We start from the raw sequence: 14,218 nt of genomic DNA, 5'->3' as shown, positions 1-14,218 counted from the left end.
GCGCGCCGCGCGTCAGATGATGCCCGTCGCCCGTCCGGCGCGTTCGAACATGCCGAGGATGGTCTCGACCTCCTCGTCCGAATGTTCGGCGCAGAGCGAGCATCTGAGCAGCGTCATGTTGGCGGGCGTCGCGGGTGGCCGGGCGAGGTTGACGTAGAGGCCTTCGCGCAGCAGCGCCTCCCACATGCTCGCCCCCTGTTCGAGGTCGGGCATGATGACCGCGACGATGGCGCTTTGCGGTTCCTCGGTGCCCAGGCGAAAGCCCAGCGCCTTCAGTCCGCCATGCAGCCGCCGCGAGTTTTTCCAGAGGTGTTCGCGCTTGTCCCTGGCATCCATCAGCTTGCGGATGGAGGTCGCGGCGGTGGCGACTACCGATGGCGGCAGGCTGGCGGTGAAAACGTACGGGCGGCAGACGAGCCGCATGATGTCGAACTTGGGGTGGTTGGAAACGCAGAAGCCCCCCACCGTGCCCACGCTCTTGGAAAAGGTGCCGATGATGAAGTCGACATCGTCGATGACGCCCGCCTCCTCCACCACCCCGCGACCGTTCTCGCCGATGAAGCCCATCGAATGCGCCTCGTCCACCAGCACCATCGCGCCGTTGGCCTTGGCGATGCGGACCATCTCGGCGAGCGGGGCGACGTCGCCCAGCATGGAATAGACGCCTTCCAGCACGACCAGCTTGCCCGCGCCTTCGGGAATGCGCTTCAGGCGCTTTTCCATCGCCTCGATGTCGTTGTGCCTGAACGGCACGATCTCGGCCTGGCCCATGCTGCACCCGTCCCAGATGCTGGCATGGCTGTCGATGTCGAGGACGACGTAGTCGCCCTTGCCCGCGATGGTCGAGATGATTCCCAGATTGGCCTGGTAGCCGGTGGAGAACACCATCGCGTGATCCATGCCGTAGAACTCGCGCAGCGCCGCCTCGCATTCGCGGTGGCCCTGATAGGTGCCGTTGAGCACGCGGCTGCCGGTGGTGCCGGACCCGTAATCGCGCAGGGCCTGTTGACCGGCGCTGATGACGTCCGGATCGAAGGTCATGCCCATGTAGTTGTAGGTGCCGAGCAGGATCGTCTCGCGACCGTTGCATACCGCGCGGGTGGGCGAGTGAACCTTCTCCATCACCAGCGCGAACGGATCGGTCACGCCGCTCGCCAGCAGGTTGGCGCGCATGGCGATGGTGTCGTCGAACTTGGAGAACAGGTCGCCCTGTCCGCCCTCCGGCCTGTCCGGCCGGTCCGGTTGCACGGGGCCCTGGCTCATGCCTGCCTCAGTCCTTCGTCTGCGTGTGCACGGCGTCGACGAGCTGGCCGTAGGTCTCGATCTCGGCCTGCTGGTTCATCGAGATGATGATGTCGAACTCGTCCTCGATCGCGGCCACGAAATCCATCACCGTCAGGCTGTCGAATTCGAGGTCGCCGGCGAAGGTCGCGTCCTCGGTGATGGTCACGCCCTTCTTGTTGAAGGGTTCGATGATCGAGCGGATCTTGCTGTCGACTTCGGCGCGGTCCATCCGGATGTCCTGTCTTTCCTGTGCAAAGGGCGGCCCCCGCGTCCTGCGACGGGGTGATGTGGCGGCGAAAGCTGCCGCGCGGTGCAATGTCAAGCGAATGAGGGCACCCGCGCGTTCCCGATCGCGCGGCCCTTGGCCCGCGTCAGCCGGTAGCGGTCGTCACCGGGCGCACCTCGACCAGGGAGCGCACCGCGGCCATGAACGGGCCGATGCTGACCGGCTTGGACAGATACCCCTCCGCCCCCGATTCGCGGATGCGCTGCTCGTCTCCCTTGCCGGCATAGGCGGTCACCGCCAGCACCGGGACGCCGGAGAGGTCGACGTCGCCTTTGATCGTGGCGATGAGGTCGAGACCCGAGATCTCCTGCAACTGGATGTCCATGACCACCAGGTTCGGATCGAAGGCGCGGGCCCGCTCTATCGCGAGGTTTCCGTCCGAAACCGGCTCCACCTGGAAGCCGCTCGCCCGCAATACGTCGCAGAAAAGCTTCCGGTTCAGATCGTTGTCCTCGACAACGAGGATTCGCTTCGTCATCTAGCCCCCGAGCGACCCGCCCGGCCTTGTCGTTCGACCGGGTTTTTGCCACATTTGTTCAAACGGACATGCACCATCCTTAACACACATAAAGATTCCGTAAAGGATGCTTCGGCGCTGGCGCTGGCCGCGCTCGGCTGGATCCTGGCGGACGGGCCGCGCGCGCAGCGCTTCCTCGACCTGACCGGCCTTACGCCCGACGCGCTGCGCGGCGCCATCGCCGATCCGGCGACGCACCGCGCGGTGCTCGATTTCCTCGCTCAGCACGAGCCGGACCTGCTGGGCGCGGCGGAGGCGCTCGACGTCCCGCCCGATACGCTCGCCGCGGCGCGGGCGGAGCTGGCGCGATGAGCCGTCCGCTGGTCGTCACCGATTGCGACGAGGTGCTGCTGCACATGGTTCGCCATTTCCGCGAATGGCTCGATAGCGAGCACGATGTGGAGTTCGCGCTGGAGGGAAATCCCTTCGTCCAGTCCATGCGCCGGCGCGGCAGCGAGGAGGCGATGACCGAGGAGGACGTCTGGCGCCTGCTCGGGGGCTTCTTCGACACGCAGATGGACACGCAGCAACCCATCGCCGGCGCGCTGGAGGCAATGGCGCGGCTGGGTGAGGATGCCGATGTGGTGGTCCTCACCAACCTTACCGACGAGCGCAATGCGGCGCGCACGCGGCAGCTTAACGCGCTTGGCCTGAACGTGCCGGTGTTCACCAACCAGGGGCCCAAGGGCGAGGCGCTGCGCCGCATCGTGGAGGAGCGCGGCGCGACCCGTGCGGTCTTCATCGACGACCTGGCCATCCATCACAAGTCGGCCCGCAGCGTCGCCCCCGAGGTCCATCGGCTGCATCTGTGCGGAGAGCCTTCCATCGCCCCGCACGTCCCCTGCGCGCTCGAGGCCGGCCACGCCCATGCGCGGATAGACAGCTGGGACGAGGCTCTGCCATGGGTGCTGGAAACCCTGCACGGAGACACTGACGCATGAGCATCGAAGCACGCCTCGCCGGCCTTGGCATCACCCTGCCCGAGGTGTCCGCGCCTCTCGCCAGCTATCTGCCGGTGGTGGTACACGGCGATCTCGCCTTCGTCTCGGGCCAGCTTCCCTTCATCGACGGCGAGGTGTTCACCGGCACGCTGGGCGACGGCGTGAGCGTGGAGGAGGCGATCCCTGCCGCGCGGGCCTGCGGGCTGATGATCCTGGCGCAGCTGAAGGCGGCGCTGATACCGCTCGACCGGGTGGAGCGGGTCGTGAAGCTGGGCGGCTTCGTCGCCAGCGCGCCCGGTTTCACCGATCAGCACAAGGTCGTGAACGGCGCATCGGACCTGATGTTCGAGGTGTTCGGCGACAAGGGCCGCCACGCCCGCGCGGCGGTCGGCGTGCCCGCCCTGCCGGTGGGCGCCGCGGTCGAGGTCGACGCGGTCATCGCCCTCGCGCCGGGCTGATGCCGCGCCATCGCGCGCCGGCCTGGCTGAGCGCGCAGCCATACGCCCATCGCGGGCTGCACGGCGGGCCGATACCGGAAAACTCGCTCGCCGCCTTCGCCGCCGCGAAGGAAGCGGGCTACGGCATCGAATGCGATATCCGCGTCAGCCGCGACGGGCGGGCCGTCGTCTATCACGACGAGGACATGATGCGCCTGACGGGGCGGGAGGGGCAGTTCGACGCCCTCTCCGCCGCCGAGCTTGCCGCGCTCCGCCTGTCGACAACCGACGAAGAGGGCGATCACCCGATCCCGGCCATGCGCGACGTGCTCGATATCGTGGCGGGGGCGGTCCCGCTGCTGATCGAATGCAAGACCCGGCGCGACAGGCCGGTCCACAGCCTCTGCCGGGCGCTGCGGCGTGATCTCGAAGGCTACCGCGGCAGGGTCGCCGTGATGAGCTACGACCCGCGGATCGCCCGCTGGTTCGCGAAGCGGATGCCCGGCCTGCCCGTGGGAATGGTGATGAAGGAGGAGAATGCGCGCGACTTCGCGGGCCATCTCCACCGCCTGTGGGAACTGGCGCGGGGGCGGCCCGAATTCATGGCCTATGACGTGCGCGACTATCCCAGCCGCCTCGCGCGATCGCTCAGGCGGCTCGGCCTGCCCCTGCTCGCCTGGACGGTGAACGATGGCGCGCGGCTGGACGTCGCGCTGGCCGAGGGGGCCACGCCGATCATGGAAGGCGAGGGGGTGGCGGCGTGGGCGGCGCGTTCCTAGATTGGTGGCAATGGCCAATCGCGAACTGACGGCTCGGATCGCTTCGGCGGTGGGCGACATACCCGCCGACGACTGGAACGCGCTCGCCGGCAGCGACAATCCTTTCGTCGCGCACGAATTCCTTACCGCGCTGGAGGATTCGGGAAGCGTCGGGCCGGGAACCGGATGGACCCCGGCACCGATTCTGCTCGAGGACGGCGACGGGACGCTGCTGGGGGCGCTGCCCAGCTATCTCAAGAGCCACAGCCAGGGCGAATACGTGTTCGACCACGCCTGGGCCGATGCCTGGTACCGGGCGGGCGGCGATTATTACCCCAAGCTGCAGATCGCCGCGCCCTTCACACCCGCCACCGGCCCGCGCCTCCTGCTCCGCGACGATGCGCTGGTCGCGCCGCTCCTGCGTGCCGCCGAAACGCTGGTGGCGCGCGAGGGGTGGTCGGGCGCGCACGCGACCTTCGTGGAACCGCGGCAGCGCGCGCTGTTCGAGGATGCGGGCTGGCTAAGGCGGGAGGATACCCAGTTCCACTGGTACAATCGCGGCTACGCGGATTTCGACGGCTTTCTTGCCGAGCTGACCAGTCGCAAGCGCAAGGATCTGCGCAAGGAACGCGCCGCGGCGAACGATGGCATCACCGTGCGGGCGCTGCGCGGGGACGATATCCGCCCCGCACACTGGGATGCCTTCTGGCTGTTCTACCAGGATACCGGCGCGCGCAAATGGGGGTCGCCCTATCTGACGCGCGAGGCGTTCGACCTGTTCGGGGAACGGCTGGGGGAGCGCGTGCTGCTGCTGCTGGCCTTCGACGCGGACGGGCGGGCGATCGCCGGTGCGCTCAATTTCGTCGGCGGGTCGGCGCTCTACGGCCGCTACTGGGGCTGCCTGGTGGACAAGCCCTTCCTGCATTTCGAGCTGTGCTATTACCGCGCCATCGACATCGCCATCGATCTCGGCCTCGATCGGGTGGAGGCGGGGGCGCAGGGCGGGCACAAGCTTGCCCGGGGATACGAACCCGTCGTCACCACCAGCATGCACTGGCTTGCCGATCCTGGCTTCCGCCGCGCGGTCGCCGAGTTCCTGAAGCAGGAGCAGCGCGGGGTGGAGGTCGATCAGCTGTACATGGCCGGTCGCACGCCGTTTCGCAAAGGCGACTAGGCGCCGCGCGGCGGGGGCGCGGCCGGTCAGGCGGCCTGCCGCTCGGCACGCAGCCATTCGCGGGCGCGGCGCTGCGCTTCGGCGATCTCGCGCGCGCTCATTTCGCCGGCAATGTCGGCCCGGCACCATTGCGCGGCCTCGTGCCCGCTGGCGGCGGCAAGGTTGAACCACTTGTGCGCTTCGACCAGGTCGCAGTTCACCCCGTGGCTTCCCGTCGAATAAGCGACGCCCAGATCGTACAGCGCGTCCACGTCACCATCGGCGGCGTCGGCGAGGCAGGTCGCCACCAGCATGTCCATCCCGGCGATGTCGGCCGGGCTGACCTTCACGAATGTCTCGATCCTGGCGAGTTCCATAATCCAAACCCCTGTGTGTTCGCACCGGCCCCCTGGTCCGGCGTTTCGTTGCCGGGACGATGTTTGACGAACGTGCTCAAGAAATGGTTAACGCCGCCGCGCAATCGTTAACGCGCCGGTGGAGGAGGTCGCCGTGTGGGCGGAATGTCACGGTTTTGCGCAGGTGTCTCCCGGCCCAGATTGCCGCTTGTGCGGCGCTGGCGCCGCTCCTATAGGCCCGCCCGACGAATGGCCTTGGCGGGGCCGCCGACAGACCCGGACACGGCACCTGTCGCAGGGAAGGCAATGCGCACCGGGACCAGGAGCACCTGATGGCTGTTGCCATGCACGACGATATCGACATCCTCGCCAAGGCGAAGCGGTCGTTGCCGGACGACTACACGCCCTCGGACGACGAGGAATACATGTCGGAAAAGCAGCTCAACTACTTTCGCGTGCTGCTGCTCGAATGGAAGCGCTCGATCCTTCAGGCGTCCGAAGGAACTTTGCAGAACCTGCAGGAAGGACCGCTGCGCGAGCCTGATCTGAACGACCGCGCCTCGAGCGAGACCGACTGGGGCATCGAGCTCAGGACGCGCGACCGGCAGCGCAAGCTGACCGCCAAGATCGACGCCGCGATGCGCCGCATCGACGAGGGCGAATATGGCTGGTGCGACATGACCGGCGAACCCATCGGCATCAACCGTCTGATCGCCCGGCCCATTGCCACCATGACGGTGGAGGCGCAGGCGGCCCACGAACGGCGCGAAAAGATCTCCCGCGACGACTGACCCATATCGGAACACATTGGACCATTCGACGCGCGAATTAAGGATTCGTTAGGCATTCGGCCCGCATCGCGCATGTCCCCACGGTCGCGGGCCGGTGCAAGGCCGCCGCGCGGCGCGACCGGATGGTCCGAACGAAGGCAGGCAAGGATTGAGACCGACGCGATGAGCGAAATCGATACCCGCCAGGTTGGCCGCGACAGCCTGTTCCTGCTCGCGCAGCTGCGCGTGGACGGGCAGGAGGCGGCGCAACGCGTCAAGGTGCGCAACCTGTCCACCGGCGGCATGATGGCGGAAGGCGACGTGCGCGTCATGCGCGGCCAGCTGGTCGCGGTGGAGTTGCGCAATATCGGCTGGGTCGAGGGCACGGTGGCGTGGAAGCAGGACAACCGCTTCGGCATCGCCTTCGTCGACGAGATCGATCCCAGACAGGCCCGCGGCCCCGCCGCCGCGCCGACCACGAGCAGCGTCCATCCCGCCTATGACAGCCAGGGCCGCATGATGCGCAATTCCTGACGCATCGGTCAGGCGGCCCGCCGCCCCGACGATCCGCCATTGCTGGCACGCGGCGCGCGGCCTAGAGCCGGCGGCTCCATGCGTTGCCGTCATGCCTTTCTCGCCCTCGCGTTCGCCGCTGGCCTGACGGCCTGCGATTCGCCGGCAGAGGGCGAGATCGACGTTGCCCTGATCGGATCGCCCGACACGGTCTTTGCCGATGGCCTGCGCCTTGCGCCCGGCGCCCAGATCGTGCGCGCGGCAACGCAGTCGGGGCTGGTCGCGCTCAACGCCAATGGTGACGTCGTGCCCGACCTCGCCGAACGCTGGCTGGTGACCGATGGCGGGCGCACCTTCATCTTCCGTCTGCGCGAAAGCGACTGGCCCGATGGCAGCCCGCTCACCGCGGAAAGCGTCGCCGACCGACTCGAGGCGACGCTGGCAGACCTTAAGGGCACCTCGCTCGGCCTCGATCTCGCGCCGGTGGAGGAGGTGCGAGCGATGGCCGGGCGGGTGGTCGAGCTGCGCCTGTCCGAACCCGAACCCTATCTGCTGCAACTGCTCGCCCAGCCTGAACTCGCGCTCGGGGCGCCGGGCGGCGACACCGGAGCGATGACCTTGGCGCGCACTGATGGCTCGGCCGAGCTGGCGCTGCGCCCGCCCGGCGAGCGGGGCCTGCCCCAGCCCGAAGACTGGCAGGACGACGTGCGCGCGGTGAACCTGATGGTGACCGACGCCCGGCACGCCATCGCGCTTTTCAACGACAACCGCGTGCAGATGGTGCTGGGCGGCGATCTCGGCTCGCTGCCGCTGGTCGATACCGGCCCACTGTCGACCGGCACGCTGCGCATCGATTCGACCTTCGGCCTGTTCGGCCTGCGGGTTCGCCGCGCCAAGGGGTTGCTCGGGAGTGACCGCGTGCGCGAGGCGCTGGCAATGGCGATCGACCGGCAGGCGCTGCTGGCGCGCTACAATATCGGCGGCTGGGTGGCGACGACGCGCCCCGTGGCGCCCGGACTGCCCGGCGATCCGGGGCTGGTCGCGGAGCGTTGGGCCGATGCCGATATCGAGGAACTGAGGGAGGAGGCGCGCGCCCGCATCGGCACCTGGCAGCGCGCGGCGGCCGCCGACGGCGAGCCGGCATCGGCCACCCTTTCCGTCGCGCTTCCCGAGGGGCGGGGCTGGGATCTGCTGTACCGCGACCTCGCACAGCAATGGGCGAGCGTGGGCGTAACGCTCGAACGGGCGGGCGAGGCGGGCGCGGCGGACCTGGTACTGGTCGATGCCGTGGCCCGCTATCCCGCTCCGCGCTGGTTCCTCAACCAGTTCGCCTGCTCGCTGCGGCGCGGCCCGTGCCTGGACGACGCCGATACGCTCGTTGCGCAGGGTCTTGCCGAAGCCGATCCGGCCCAGCGCGCCGTCCGCTTCGCCGAGGCCGAGGCGCAGCTGACGCTCGCCAACGTGTTCATTCCGCTGGGGGCGCCGCTGCGCTGGACGCTCGTGCGCGGCGGGCTGGAGGGCTATCAGGCCAACGCCTATGGCTGGCATCCCTTGCCGCCGCTCGCCGAGATACCCAGATAACGGGCATGGACAGCCCGCAGACCGCCCGCCCCCGCCCGCCGAGGCCAGACCTGCCGCTGGGCACCGATCCGCAGGCGGTCCGCAGACGGATCGAGGCGATGGAGCAGGTGCTCGAACGCAGCTTCACCGTCCCCGGCGTCAACCGCCCCGTCGGCCTCGACGCGATCGTCGGGCTGGTCCCGGTGGTGGGCGATGTCATCGGCATGGCGATGGGCGCGTGGATCGTGTGGGAGGCGCGCAATCTGCGCATGCCGAAGTGGAAGCTGGCGCGCATGGCCGGCAATGTGGCGTTCGATTCGGCGGTCGGCGCGGTGCCCATGCTGGGTGATGCGTTCGATTTCTTCTTCCGCTCCAACACCCGCAACCTGAGAATAATCAGGAAGCACCTCGACAAGCACCACCCCGAAACGCGGGTGATCGACGGATAGTTTCGCCCGACCCCGCTTGCCGCTAAGGCCTGACGCATGGCCCGTACCGACGTCACCTATTCCTCCTATCTCGATCTCGACCGCATCCTGTCGGCGCAGCATCCCGCGTCCGACGCGCATGACGAGTTCCTGTTCATCATCGTCCACCAGGCGAGTGAATTGTGGCTCAAGCTGTGCCTGCACGAACTGTCGGGCGCGCGGGCGCTGATCGTGGCCGATGATCTCGATCCGGCGTTCAAGATGCTGGCCCGGGTCGCCCGTGCGCAGGAACAGCTGATCGCCAGCTGGAACGTGCTGAGCACCATGACGCCGCACGACTATTCGCTGATCCGCCCGCATCTGGGCGGCTCGAGCGGCTTCCAGTCGGCGCAGTACCGACTGATGGAATTCATTCTGGGCGGGCGCAATCCCGATCACGTGACCATGCACGAGGCGACGCCCGACGTGGCGGACAAGCTGCGCGCCGAACTGGATCGCCCGAGCCTCTACGACGAGGTGCTGCGCCTCCTGCAACGGCGCGGCTTCGCCATTCCCGATGCCGTGCTGGACCGCGACCTCGCCGCCCCGCACGAGCCGGTCGATGCGATTACGCAGGCCTGGGCGCGGGTCTATCGCGATCCGCAGACCTACTGGGATCTGTATGAACTGGCGGAAAAGCTGGTCGATCTGGAATATCATTTCCAGCGCTGGCGCTTCGGGCATCTCAAGACCGTGGAGCGGATCATCGGGTTCAAGCGCGGCACCGGGGGCACGGCGGGGGTGGCCTATCTCGAAGGCGTGCTGAAGCTGGGTTTCTTTCCGGAACTGCTGGCGGTGAGGACGCAGCTGTGACCGATTTCGCCGGCGAAGCCGCCCGCCTCGATGCCGCCGACCCGCTGGCGAAGTGGCGCGGCCACTTCCTGCTGGACGACGCCGTGGCCTATCTCGATGGCAACTCGCTCGGCGCGTTGCCCCGGGCGACCCCGGAACGCATCGAGACGGTCGTTCGGCGGGAATGGGGCGATGGGCTGATTGCGAGCTGGAACCCGGACGGAGCCGGTGGGGCGGACTGGATCACCCTGCCGCAGCGCGTCGGCGCGAAGATCGCGCCGTTGATCGGGGCCGGGCCGGACGAGGTGATCGCGGCGGACAGCGTCAGCGTGAACCTGTTCAAGCTCGTCAGCGCCGCGCTCGCCCATTTTCGCGGCGACGGCCACCGCCGCCGCAAGGTCGTGCTGAGCGAACCGGGCAATTTCCCGACCGATCTCTACATGGTGGACGGCTTGGAGGGACAGGGGCTGGCGACGCGGAAACTGGCCCCGCGCGAGCATCTGGAAGCGGCGCTGGACAAGGACGTGGCGCTGCTGCTGCTGACGCATGTGCATTACAAGACCGGCGCGATGCACGACATGCTCCGTCTGACGCGGGCCGCGCACGAGGCCGGGGCGCTGGTGCTTTGGGACCTGTCGCACAGCGTCGGCGCGGTGCCGGTCGATCTTACCGCGGCGCAGGCCGATTTCGCCGTCGGCTGCGGCTACAAGTACCTGAACGGCGGCCCCGGCGCGCCCGCCTTCGCCTACGTCGCCCCGCGTCACCACCGGGCGCTGCGCCAGCCGCTGTCGGGCTGGATGGGCCACGCGCAGCCCTTCGCCTTCGAGGACGACTACGCCCCCGCGCCGGGCGTCGACCGACTGCTCGCCGGCACGCCGCCCGTGATCCAGATGAGCGCGCTGGAAGAGGGCGTGGACCTGATCGCGCGCATCGGCATGGACGCGCTCGTGGCGAAATCGCGCCGCATGTCCGAGTTCACCCGCCGCGCGGTGGCAGAGCTGGTGCCGGAGCTCGAATGTATCTCGCCCGCCGACCCGAAGGCGCGCGGCAGCCAGCTATCCTGGCGGCACGAGCATGCCTACGAACTGTGCCAGGCGCTGATCGAGCGCCGCGTCGTCGGCGACTTCCGCGCCCCCGACGCCCTGCGCCTGGGGTTCGCGCCCGCCTATGTCCGCTACGCCGATTGCTGGCGCGCGGTCAGCGAACTGCGCGACATCCTCGACAGCGGCGCATGGCGGGAGGAGCGGTTTGCCGAACGCGCGGCAGTGACGTGAGGGCGCGGTCTCGGGACGGTAAGCGGACCGTCGGATTTGCGCCATCGTGTTCCATGCCCGCACCGGGGTAATCGAAACTGCCGAATGTCATGGCCTCCCACAGCCTCAACTGCCCGCCCGATTATGCGGCAGACCTGCCCGAGCCTCTTGCCAATTCCACGCCGCGCCGCGGCGCAGATCCCCGCTCATCCCGGAACCGCCATCGCGGCGGTCCGCCGGAGCCGACGAATTTTTTCGCGATCGACCCATTGACTGCCTGAACGCGCGACAACATATCCGCGCCGCTGGCACTCTCGTGCGGAGAGTGCCAAACACGGTTCAACACCCTTTAGATAACAATGGAAGAGGTCAGTATCATGGCATTCCGTCCGCTGCACGACCGCGTACTGGTCCGCCGCATCGAGGCCGAGGAAAAGACGGCCGGTGGCATCATCATTCCCGACAGCGCCAAGGAAAAGCCGAGCGAGGGCGAGGTCGTCTCCGTCGGTTCGGGCGCCCGCGCCGATGACGGCACCGTGACCCCGCTCGACGTCAAGGCCGGCGACCGCGTTCTGTTCGGCAAGTGGTCCGGCACCGAGGTCAAGCTCGATGGCGAAGACCTGCTCATCATGAAGGAAAGCGACATCATGGGCGTGCTCGGCTGAGCCGACCCGTCGAGACAGCTTTTCGCAACACGAATTTCCAGGAGAAACACCAATGGCTTCCAAGGACGTAAAGTTCGGCCGCGACGCGCGCGAGCGCATCCTCAAGGGCGTGGACACGCTCGCCAATGCGGTAAAGGTCACGCTCGGCCCCAAGGGCCGCAATGTCGTGATGGACAAGAGCTTCGGCGCCCCGCGCATCACCAAGGACGGCGTGACCGTCGCCAAGGACATCGAACTCAAGGACAAGTTCGAGAACATGGGCGCGCAGATGCTGCGCGAAGTCGCCAGCAAGGCCAATGACAGCGCCGGTGACGGCACCACCACCGCCACGGTGCTGGCCCAGTCGATCGTGCGCGAAGGCATGAAGTCGGTGTCGGCCGGCATGAACCCGATGGATCTGAAGCGCGGCATCGATCTCGCCGTAGGCAAGGTCGTCGCCGATCTGCAGGCCCGTTCCAAGGACGTCGCCGGTTCGTCCGAGATCGCCCAGGTGGGCATCATCTCTGCCAATGGCGACCGTGAAGTCGGCGAGAAGATCGCCGAGGCCATGGAAAAGGTCGGCAAGGAAGGCGTCATCACCGTCGACGAATCGAAGGGCCTCGAATTCGAGCTGGAAACCGTCGAGGGCATGCAGTTCGACCGCGGCTATCTCAGCCCCTACTTCGTGACCAATCCGGAAAAGATGACCGTCGAGCTCGACGATCCCTACATCCTGATTCACGAGAAGAAGCTGTCGAACCTGCAGGCCATGCTGCCGGTGCTCGAAGCCGTGGTGCAGGCCGGGCGTCCGCTGCTCATCATCGCCGAGGACATCGAGGGCGAGGCGCTGGCCACTCTGGTGGTCAACAAGCTGCGCGGCGGCCTGAAGGTCGCGGCGGTCAAGGCCCCCGGCTTCGGCGATCGTCGCAAGGCGATGCTGCAGGACATCTCCATCCTGACCAAGGGCGAGATGATCTCCGAGGATCTCGGCATCAAGCTGGAGAACGTCGGCATCTCGATGCTCGGCCAGGCCAAGCGCGTCACCATCGACAAGGACAACACCACCATCGTCGACGGTGCCGGTGACGAGGGCGACATCAAGGCCCGCGTCGAGCAGATCCGCGCGCAGATCGAGACGACGACGTCCGACTACGACAAGGAGAAGCTGCAGGAACGTCTCGCCAAGCTGGCCGGCGGCGTCGCCGTCATCAAGGTCGGCGGTGCGACCGAGGTCGAGGTGAAGGAGCGCAAGGATCGCGTCGACGACGCGCTGCACGCCACCCGCGCCGCGGTCGAGGAAGGCATCGTTCCGGGCGGCGGTACCGCGCTGCTCTACGCCATCAAGTCGCTGAACGGCGTCGAGGGCGAGAACGACGACCAGACGCGCGGCATCGACATCGTCCGTCGTGCGCTGCAGGCGCCGATCCGCCAGATCGCCGAGAACGCCGGCCATGACGGCGCGGTCGTCGCCGGCAAGCTGATGGACGGCAACGACGATTCGATGGGCTTCAACGCGGCCACCGACACTTACGAGAACCTCGTGAGCGCCGGCGTCATCGACCCGACCAAGGTCGTGCGTACCGCCTTGCAGGACGCGGCTTCCGTCGCCGGCCTGCTCATCACCACCGAAGCCGCCATCTCGGAAATCCCCGAGGAAAAGAGCGGCGGCGGCGGAATGCCCGACATGGGCGGAATGGGCGGCATGGGCGGCGGCATGGGCTTCTAAGCCCGCCGACGCACCGGCATCGCCGAACGAAAGGGGCCGGGAGGAGCGATCCTCCCGGCCCTTTTTCGCGGTGTGCGACTATGTCATATCCGCGCACCGGGGAGCCGACGATTTATGACGACAATCGAAAGCCAGCGTTCCGCAATGGTCGAGAGCCAGTTGCGCGCCAGGGGCATATCCGACCCTCATGTGCTCGATGCCATGGCCACCATTCCGCGCGAAGCGTTCGTGGAAGACGACGACCGCTCCCGCGCCTACGAGGACCGCGCCCTGTCCATCGCCGCCGGGCAGACGATATCGCAGCCCTATGTCGTCGCGCTGATGCTGGAGGCCGCGAGGCTGACACCCGAAGCTCGCGTGCTGGAGGTCGGGGCCGGCTCGGGCTACGCGGCCGCGGTCGCCGCGCAGATTTGCGCCCATGTCCACGCGGTCGAATTCCACGCCGAACTGGCCGATCTCGCGCGTGGGCGACTGGCGACACTGGGTATCGGCAACGTGACCGTGATCAACGCGGACGGGTCGCAAGGTCTGTCCGACTTCGCGCCGTTCGATGCAATTCTCGTCGCGGCCGGCGTGGACGAGGCGCCCGACCCGCTGAAGCGCCAGTTGACCGTCGGCGGGCGACTGGTCATCCCGCTCGGCGATACCCGCTCGCAGGCGCTCTGCGTGATCGAGCGGACCGGGCCCGAAGACTGGCGGGAAACGTCGCTTGGCGGGGTACGCTTCGTACCGCTGGTGGGCGAACACGGACGATAGGGAGA

At 67.8% G+C, this 14,218-nt stretch carries 18 protein-coding genes; 14 read left to right on the top strand and 4 right to left on the bottom strand.

Features of this window, described 5'->3' with window-relative positions:
* Positions 1-12: 12 nt before the first annotated feature.
* From spt to EG799_RS06270, 3 genes are all read right to left on the bottom strand, one after another.
* Positions 13-1,263, bottom strand: coding sequence for a serine palmitoyltransferase (gene spt / locus EG799_RS06280; protein ID WP_123879527.1), 1,251 nt, complete (start codon positions 1,261-1,263; stop codon positions 13-15).
* Between the two features lie 7 nt (positions 1,264-1,270).
* Positions 1,271-1,513, bottom strand: a complete 243-nt coding sequence (locus EG799_RS06275; protein WP_123879525.1) for an acyl carrier protein — start codon at positions 1,511-1,513, stop codon at positions 1,271-1,273.
* 142 nt (positions 1,514-1,655) lie between these two features.
* Entirely contained in the window at positions 1,656-2,048 is a 393-nt protein-coding gene (locus EG799_RS06270) for a response regulator (RefSeq protein WP_123879523.1), read from the bottom strand.
* A 54-nt stretch (positions 2,049-2,102) separates the two neighbouring features.
* On the opposite strand from EG799_RS06270, the gene EG799_RS06265 reads away from it, so the two are divergent.
* From EG799_RS06265 to EG799_RS06245, 5 genes are read left to right on the top strand one after another with little or no spacing between them, the layout of a single operon-like run.
* Positions 2,103-2,399 carry a DUF3572 family protein gene (locus tag EG799_RS06265; protein ID WP_234029054.1) on the top strand — a complete coding sequence of 99 codons (297 nt, stop codon included), beginning with the start codon at positions 2,103-2,105 and terminating at the stop codon, positions 2,397-2,399.
* Positions 2,396-3,028 (top strand): HAD family hydrolase, encoded by a 633-nt coding sequence (locus tag EG799_RS06260; protein ID WP_123879521.1) that lies wholly within the window; start codon positions 2,396-2,398, stop codon positions 3,026-3,028. The genes EG799_RS06265 and EG799_RS06260 overlap by 4 nt, the downstream gene beginning before the upstream one ends.
* Positions 3,025-3,486, top strand: a complete 462-nt coding sequence (locus EG799_RS06255; protein WP_123879519.1) for a RidA family protein — start codon at positions 3,025-3,027, stop codon at positions 3,484-3,486. The genes EG799_RS06260 and EG799_RS06255 overlap by 4 nt, the downstream gene beginning before the upstream one ends.
* On the top strand, positions 3,486-4,244 hold the full coding sequence (locus EG799_RS06250; protein WP_123879517.1) for a glycerophosphodiester phosphodiesterase family protein: 759 nt from the start codon (positions 3,486-3,488) through the stop codon (positions 4,242-4,244). Before EG799_RS06255 ends, EG799_RS06250 begins: the two co-directional genes overlap by 1 nt.
* Positions 4,245-4,254: 10 nt before the next feature.
* Positions 4,255-5,397 carry a GNAT family N-acetyltransferase gene (locus EG799_RS06245; RefSeq protein ID WP_123879515.1) on the top strand — a complete coding sequence of 381 codons (1,143 nt, stop codon included), beginning with the start codon at positions 4,255-4,257 and terminating at the stop codon, positions 5,395-5,397.
* 26 nt (positions 5,398-5,423) lie between these two features.
* On the opposite strand, the gene EG799_RS06240 is transcribed toward EG799_RS06245, so the two are convergent.
* A complete protein-coding gene (locus tag EG799_RS06240) occupies positions 5,424-5,753 on the bottom strand; it encodes an SEL1-like repeat protein (RefSeq protein ID WP_123879513.1) in 330 nt (109 codons plus the stop codon).
* Positions 5,754-6,064: 311 nt separating this feature from the next.
* On the opposite strand from EG799_RS06240, the gene dksA reads away from it, so the two are divergent.
* The 9 genes from dksA (at position 6,065) to EG799_RS06195 (ending at position 14,213) form a co-directional block, all read left to right on the top strand.
* A complete protein-coding gene (gene dksA / locus EG799_RS06235) occupies positions 6,065-6,523 on the top strand; it encodes an RNA polymerase-binding protein DksA (protein ID WP_123879511.1) in 459 nt (152 codons plus the stop codon).
* A 162-nt stretch (positions 6,524-6,685) separates the two neighbouring features.
* Positions 6,686-7,036, top strand: coding sequence for a PilZ domain-containing protein (locus EG799_RS06230; RefSeq protein ID WP_123879509.1), 351 nt, complete (start codon positions 6,686-6,688; stop codon positions 7,034-7,036).
* A gap of 78 nt (positions 7,037-7,114) precedes the next feature.
* Complete coding sequence (locus tag EG799_RS06225; protein ID WP_234029053.1) at positions 7,115-8,596, top strand: ABC transporter substrate-binding protein; 1,482 nt, start codon at positions 7,115-7,117, stop codon at positions 8,594-8,596.
* 5 nt (positions 8,597-8,601) lie between these two features.
* On the top strand, positions 8,602-9,024 hold the full coding sequence (locus EG799_RS06220) for a DUF4112 domain-containing protein (RefSeq protein ID WP_123879507.1): 423 nt from the start codon (positions 8,602-8,604) through the stop codon (positions 9,022-9,024).
* 36 nt (positions 9,025-9,060) lie between these two features.
* A complete protein-coding gene (locus EG799_RS06215) occupies positions 9,061-9,855 on the top strand; it encodes a tryptophan 2,3-dioxygenase (protein WP_123879505.1) in 795 nt (264 codons plus the stop codon).
* Complete coding sequence (gene kynU / locus EG799_RS06210) at positions 9,852-11,108, top strand: kynureninase (RefSeq protein WP_123879503.1); 1,257 nt, start codon at positions 9,852-9,854, stop codon at positions 11,106-11,108. Before EG799_RS06215 ends, kynU begins: the two co-directional genes overlap by 4 nt.
* A gap of 356 nt (positions 11,109-11,464) precedes the next feature.
* Entirely contained in the window at positions 11,465-11,752 is a 288-nt protein-coding gene (gene groES, locus EG799_RS06205) for a co-chaperone GroES (RefSeq protein WP_123882892.1), read from the top strand.
* Positions 11,753-11,804: 52 nt separating this feature from the next.
* Positions 11,805-13,457, top strand: a complete 1,653-nt coding sequence (gene groL, locus EG799_RS06200) for a chaperonin GroEL (RefSeq protein ID WP_123879501.1) — start codon at positions 11,805-11,807, stop codon at positions 13,455-13,457.
* Between the two features lie 114 nt (positions 13,458-13,571).
* Entirely contained in the window at positions 13,572-14,213 is a 642-nt protein-coding gene (locus tag EG799_RS06195) for a protein-L-isoaspartate(D-aspartate) O-methyltransferase (protein WP_123879499.1), read from the top strand.
* The last annotated feature ends 5 nt before the right edge of the window (positions 14,214-14,218 follow it).

The sequence above is a fragment of the Aurantiacibacter spongiae genome (assembly GCF_003815535.1).
In the GTDB taxonomy this organism is placed as follows: Bacteria; Pseudomonadota; Alphaproteobacteria; order Sphingomonadales; family Sphingomonadaceae; genus Alteraurantiacibacter; species Alteraurantiacibacter spongiae.
Note: the sequence above shows the minus strand (reverse complement) of the source record. Positions and strands in the feature narration are given on the sequence as shown.

Bases quoted from the DNA above. Each gene is read 5' to 3' on its own strand.
- spt (WP_123879527.1), bottom strand. From the start codon at position 1,263: ATGAGCCAGGGCCCCGTGCAACCGGACCGGCCGGACAGGCCGGAGGGC.
- EG799_RS06275 (WP_123879525.1), bottom strand. From the start codon at position 1,513: ATGGACCGCGCCGAAGTCGACAGCAAGATCCGCTCGATCATCGAACCC.
- EG799_RS06270 (WP_123879523.1), bottom strand. From the start codon at position 2,048: ATGACGAAGCGAATCCTCGTTGTCGAGGACAACGATCTGAACCGGAAG.
- EG799_RS06260 (WP_123879521.1), top strand. From the start codon at position 2,396: ATGAGCCGTCCGCTGGTCGTCACCGATTGCGACGAGGTGCTGCTGCAC.
- EG799_RS06255 (WP_123879519.1), top strand. From the start codon at position 3,025: ATGAGCATCGAAGCACGCCTCGCCGGCCTTGGCATCACCCTGCCCGAG.
- EG799_RS06250 (WP_123879517.1), top strand. From the start codon at position 3,486: ATGCCGCGCCATCGCGCGCCGGCCTGGCTGAGCGCGCAGCCATACGCC.
- EG799_RS06245 (WP_123879515.1), top strand. From the start codon at position 4,255: ATGGCCAATCGCGAACTGACGGCTCGGATCGCTTCGGCGGTGGGCGAC.
- EG799_RS06240 (WP_123879513.1), bottom strand. From the start codon at position 5,753: ATGGAACTCGCCAGGATCGAGACATTCGTGAAGGTCAGCCCGGCCGAC.
- dksA (WP_123879511.1), top strand. From the start codon at position 6,065: ATGGCTGTTGCCATGCACGACGATATCGACATCCTCGCCAAGGCGAAG.
- EG799_RS06230 (WP_123879509.1), top strand. From the start codon at position 6,686: ATGAGCGAAATCGATACCCGCCAGGTTGGCCGCGACAGCCTGTTCCTG.
- EG799_RS06225 (WP_234029053.1), top strand. From the start codon at position 7,115: ATGCGTTGCCGTCATGCCTTTCTCGCCCTCGCGTTCGCCGCTGGCCTG.
- EG799_RS06220 (WP_123879507.1), top strand. From the start codon at position 8,602: ATGGACAGCCCGCAGACCGCCCGCCCCCGCCCGCCGAGGCCAGACCTG.
- EG799_RS06215 (WP_123879505.1), top strand. From the start codon at position 9,061: ATGGCCCGTACCGACGTCACCTATTCCTCCTATCTCGATCTCGACCGC.
- groES (WP_123882892.1), top strand. From the start codon at position 11,465: ATGGCATTCCGTCCGCTGCACGACCGCGTACTGGTCCGCCGCATCGAG.
- groL (WP_123879501.1), top strand. From the start codon at position 11,805: ATGGCTTCCAAGGACGTAAAGTTCGGCCGCGACGCGCGCGAGCGCATC.
- EG799_RS06195 (WP_123879499.1), top strand. From the start codon at position 13,572: ATGACGACAATCGAAAGCCAGCGTTCCGCAATGGTCGAGAGCCAGTTG.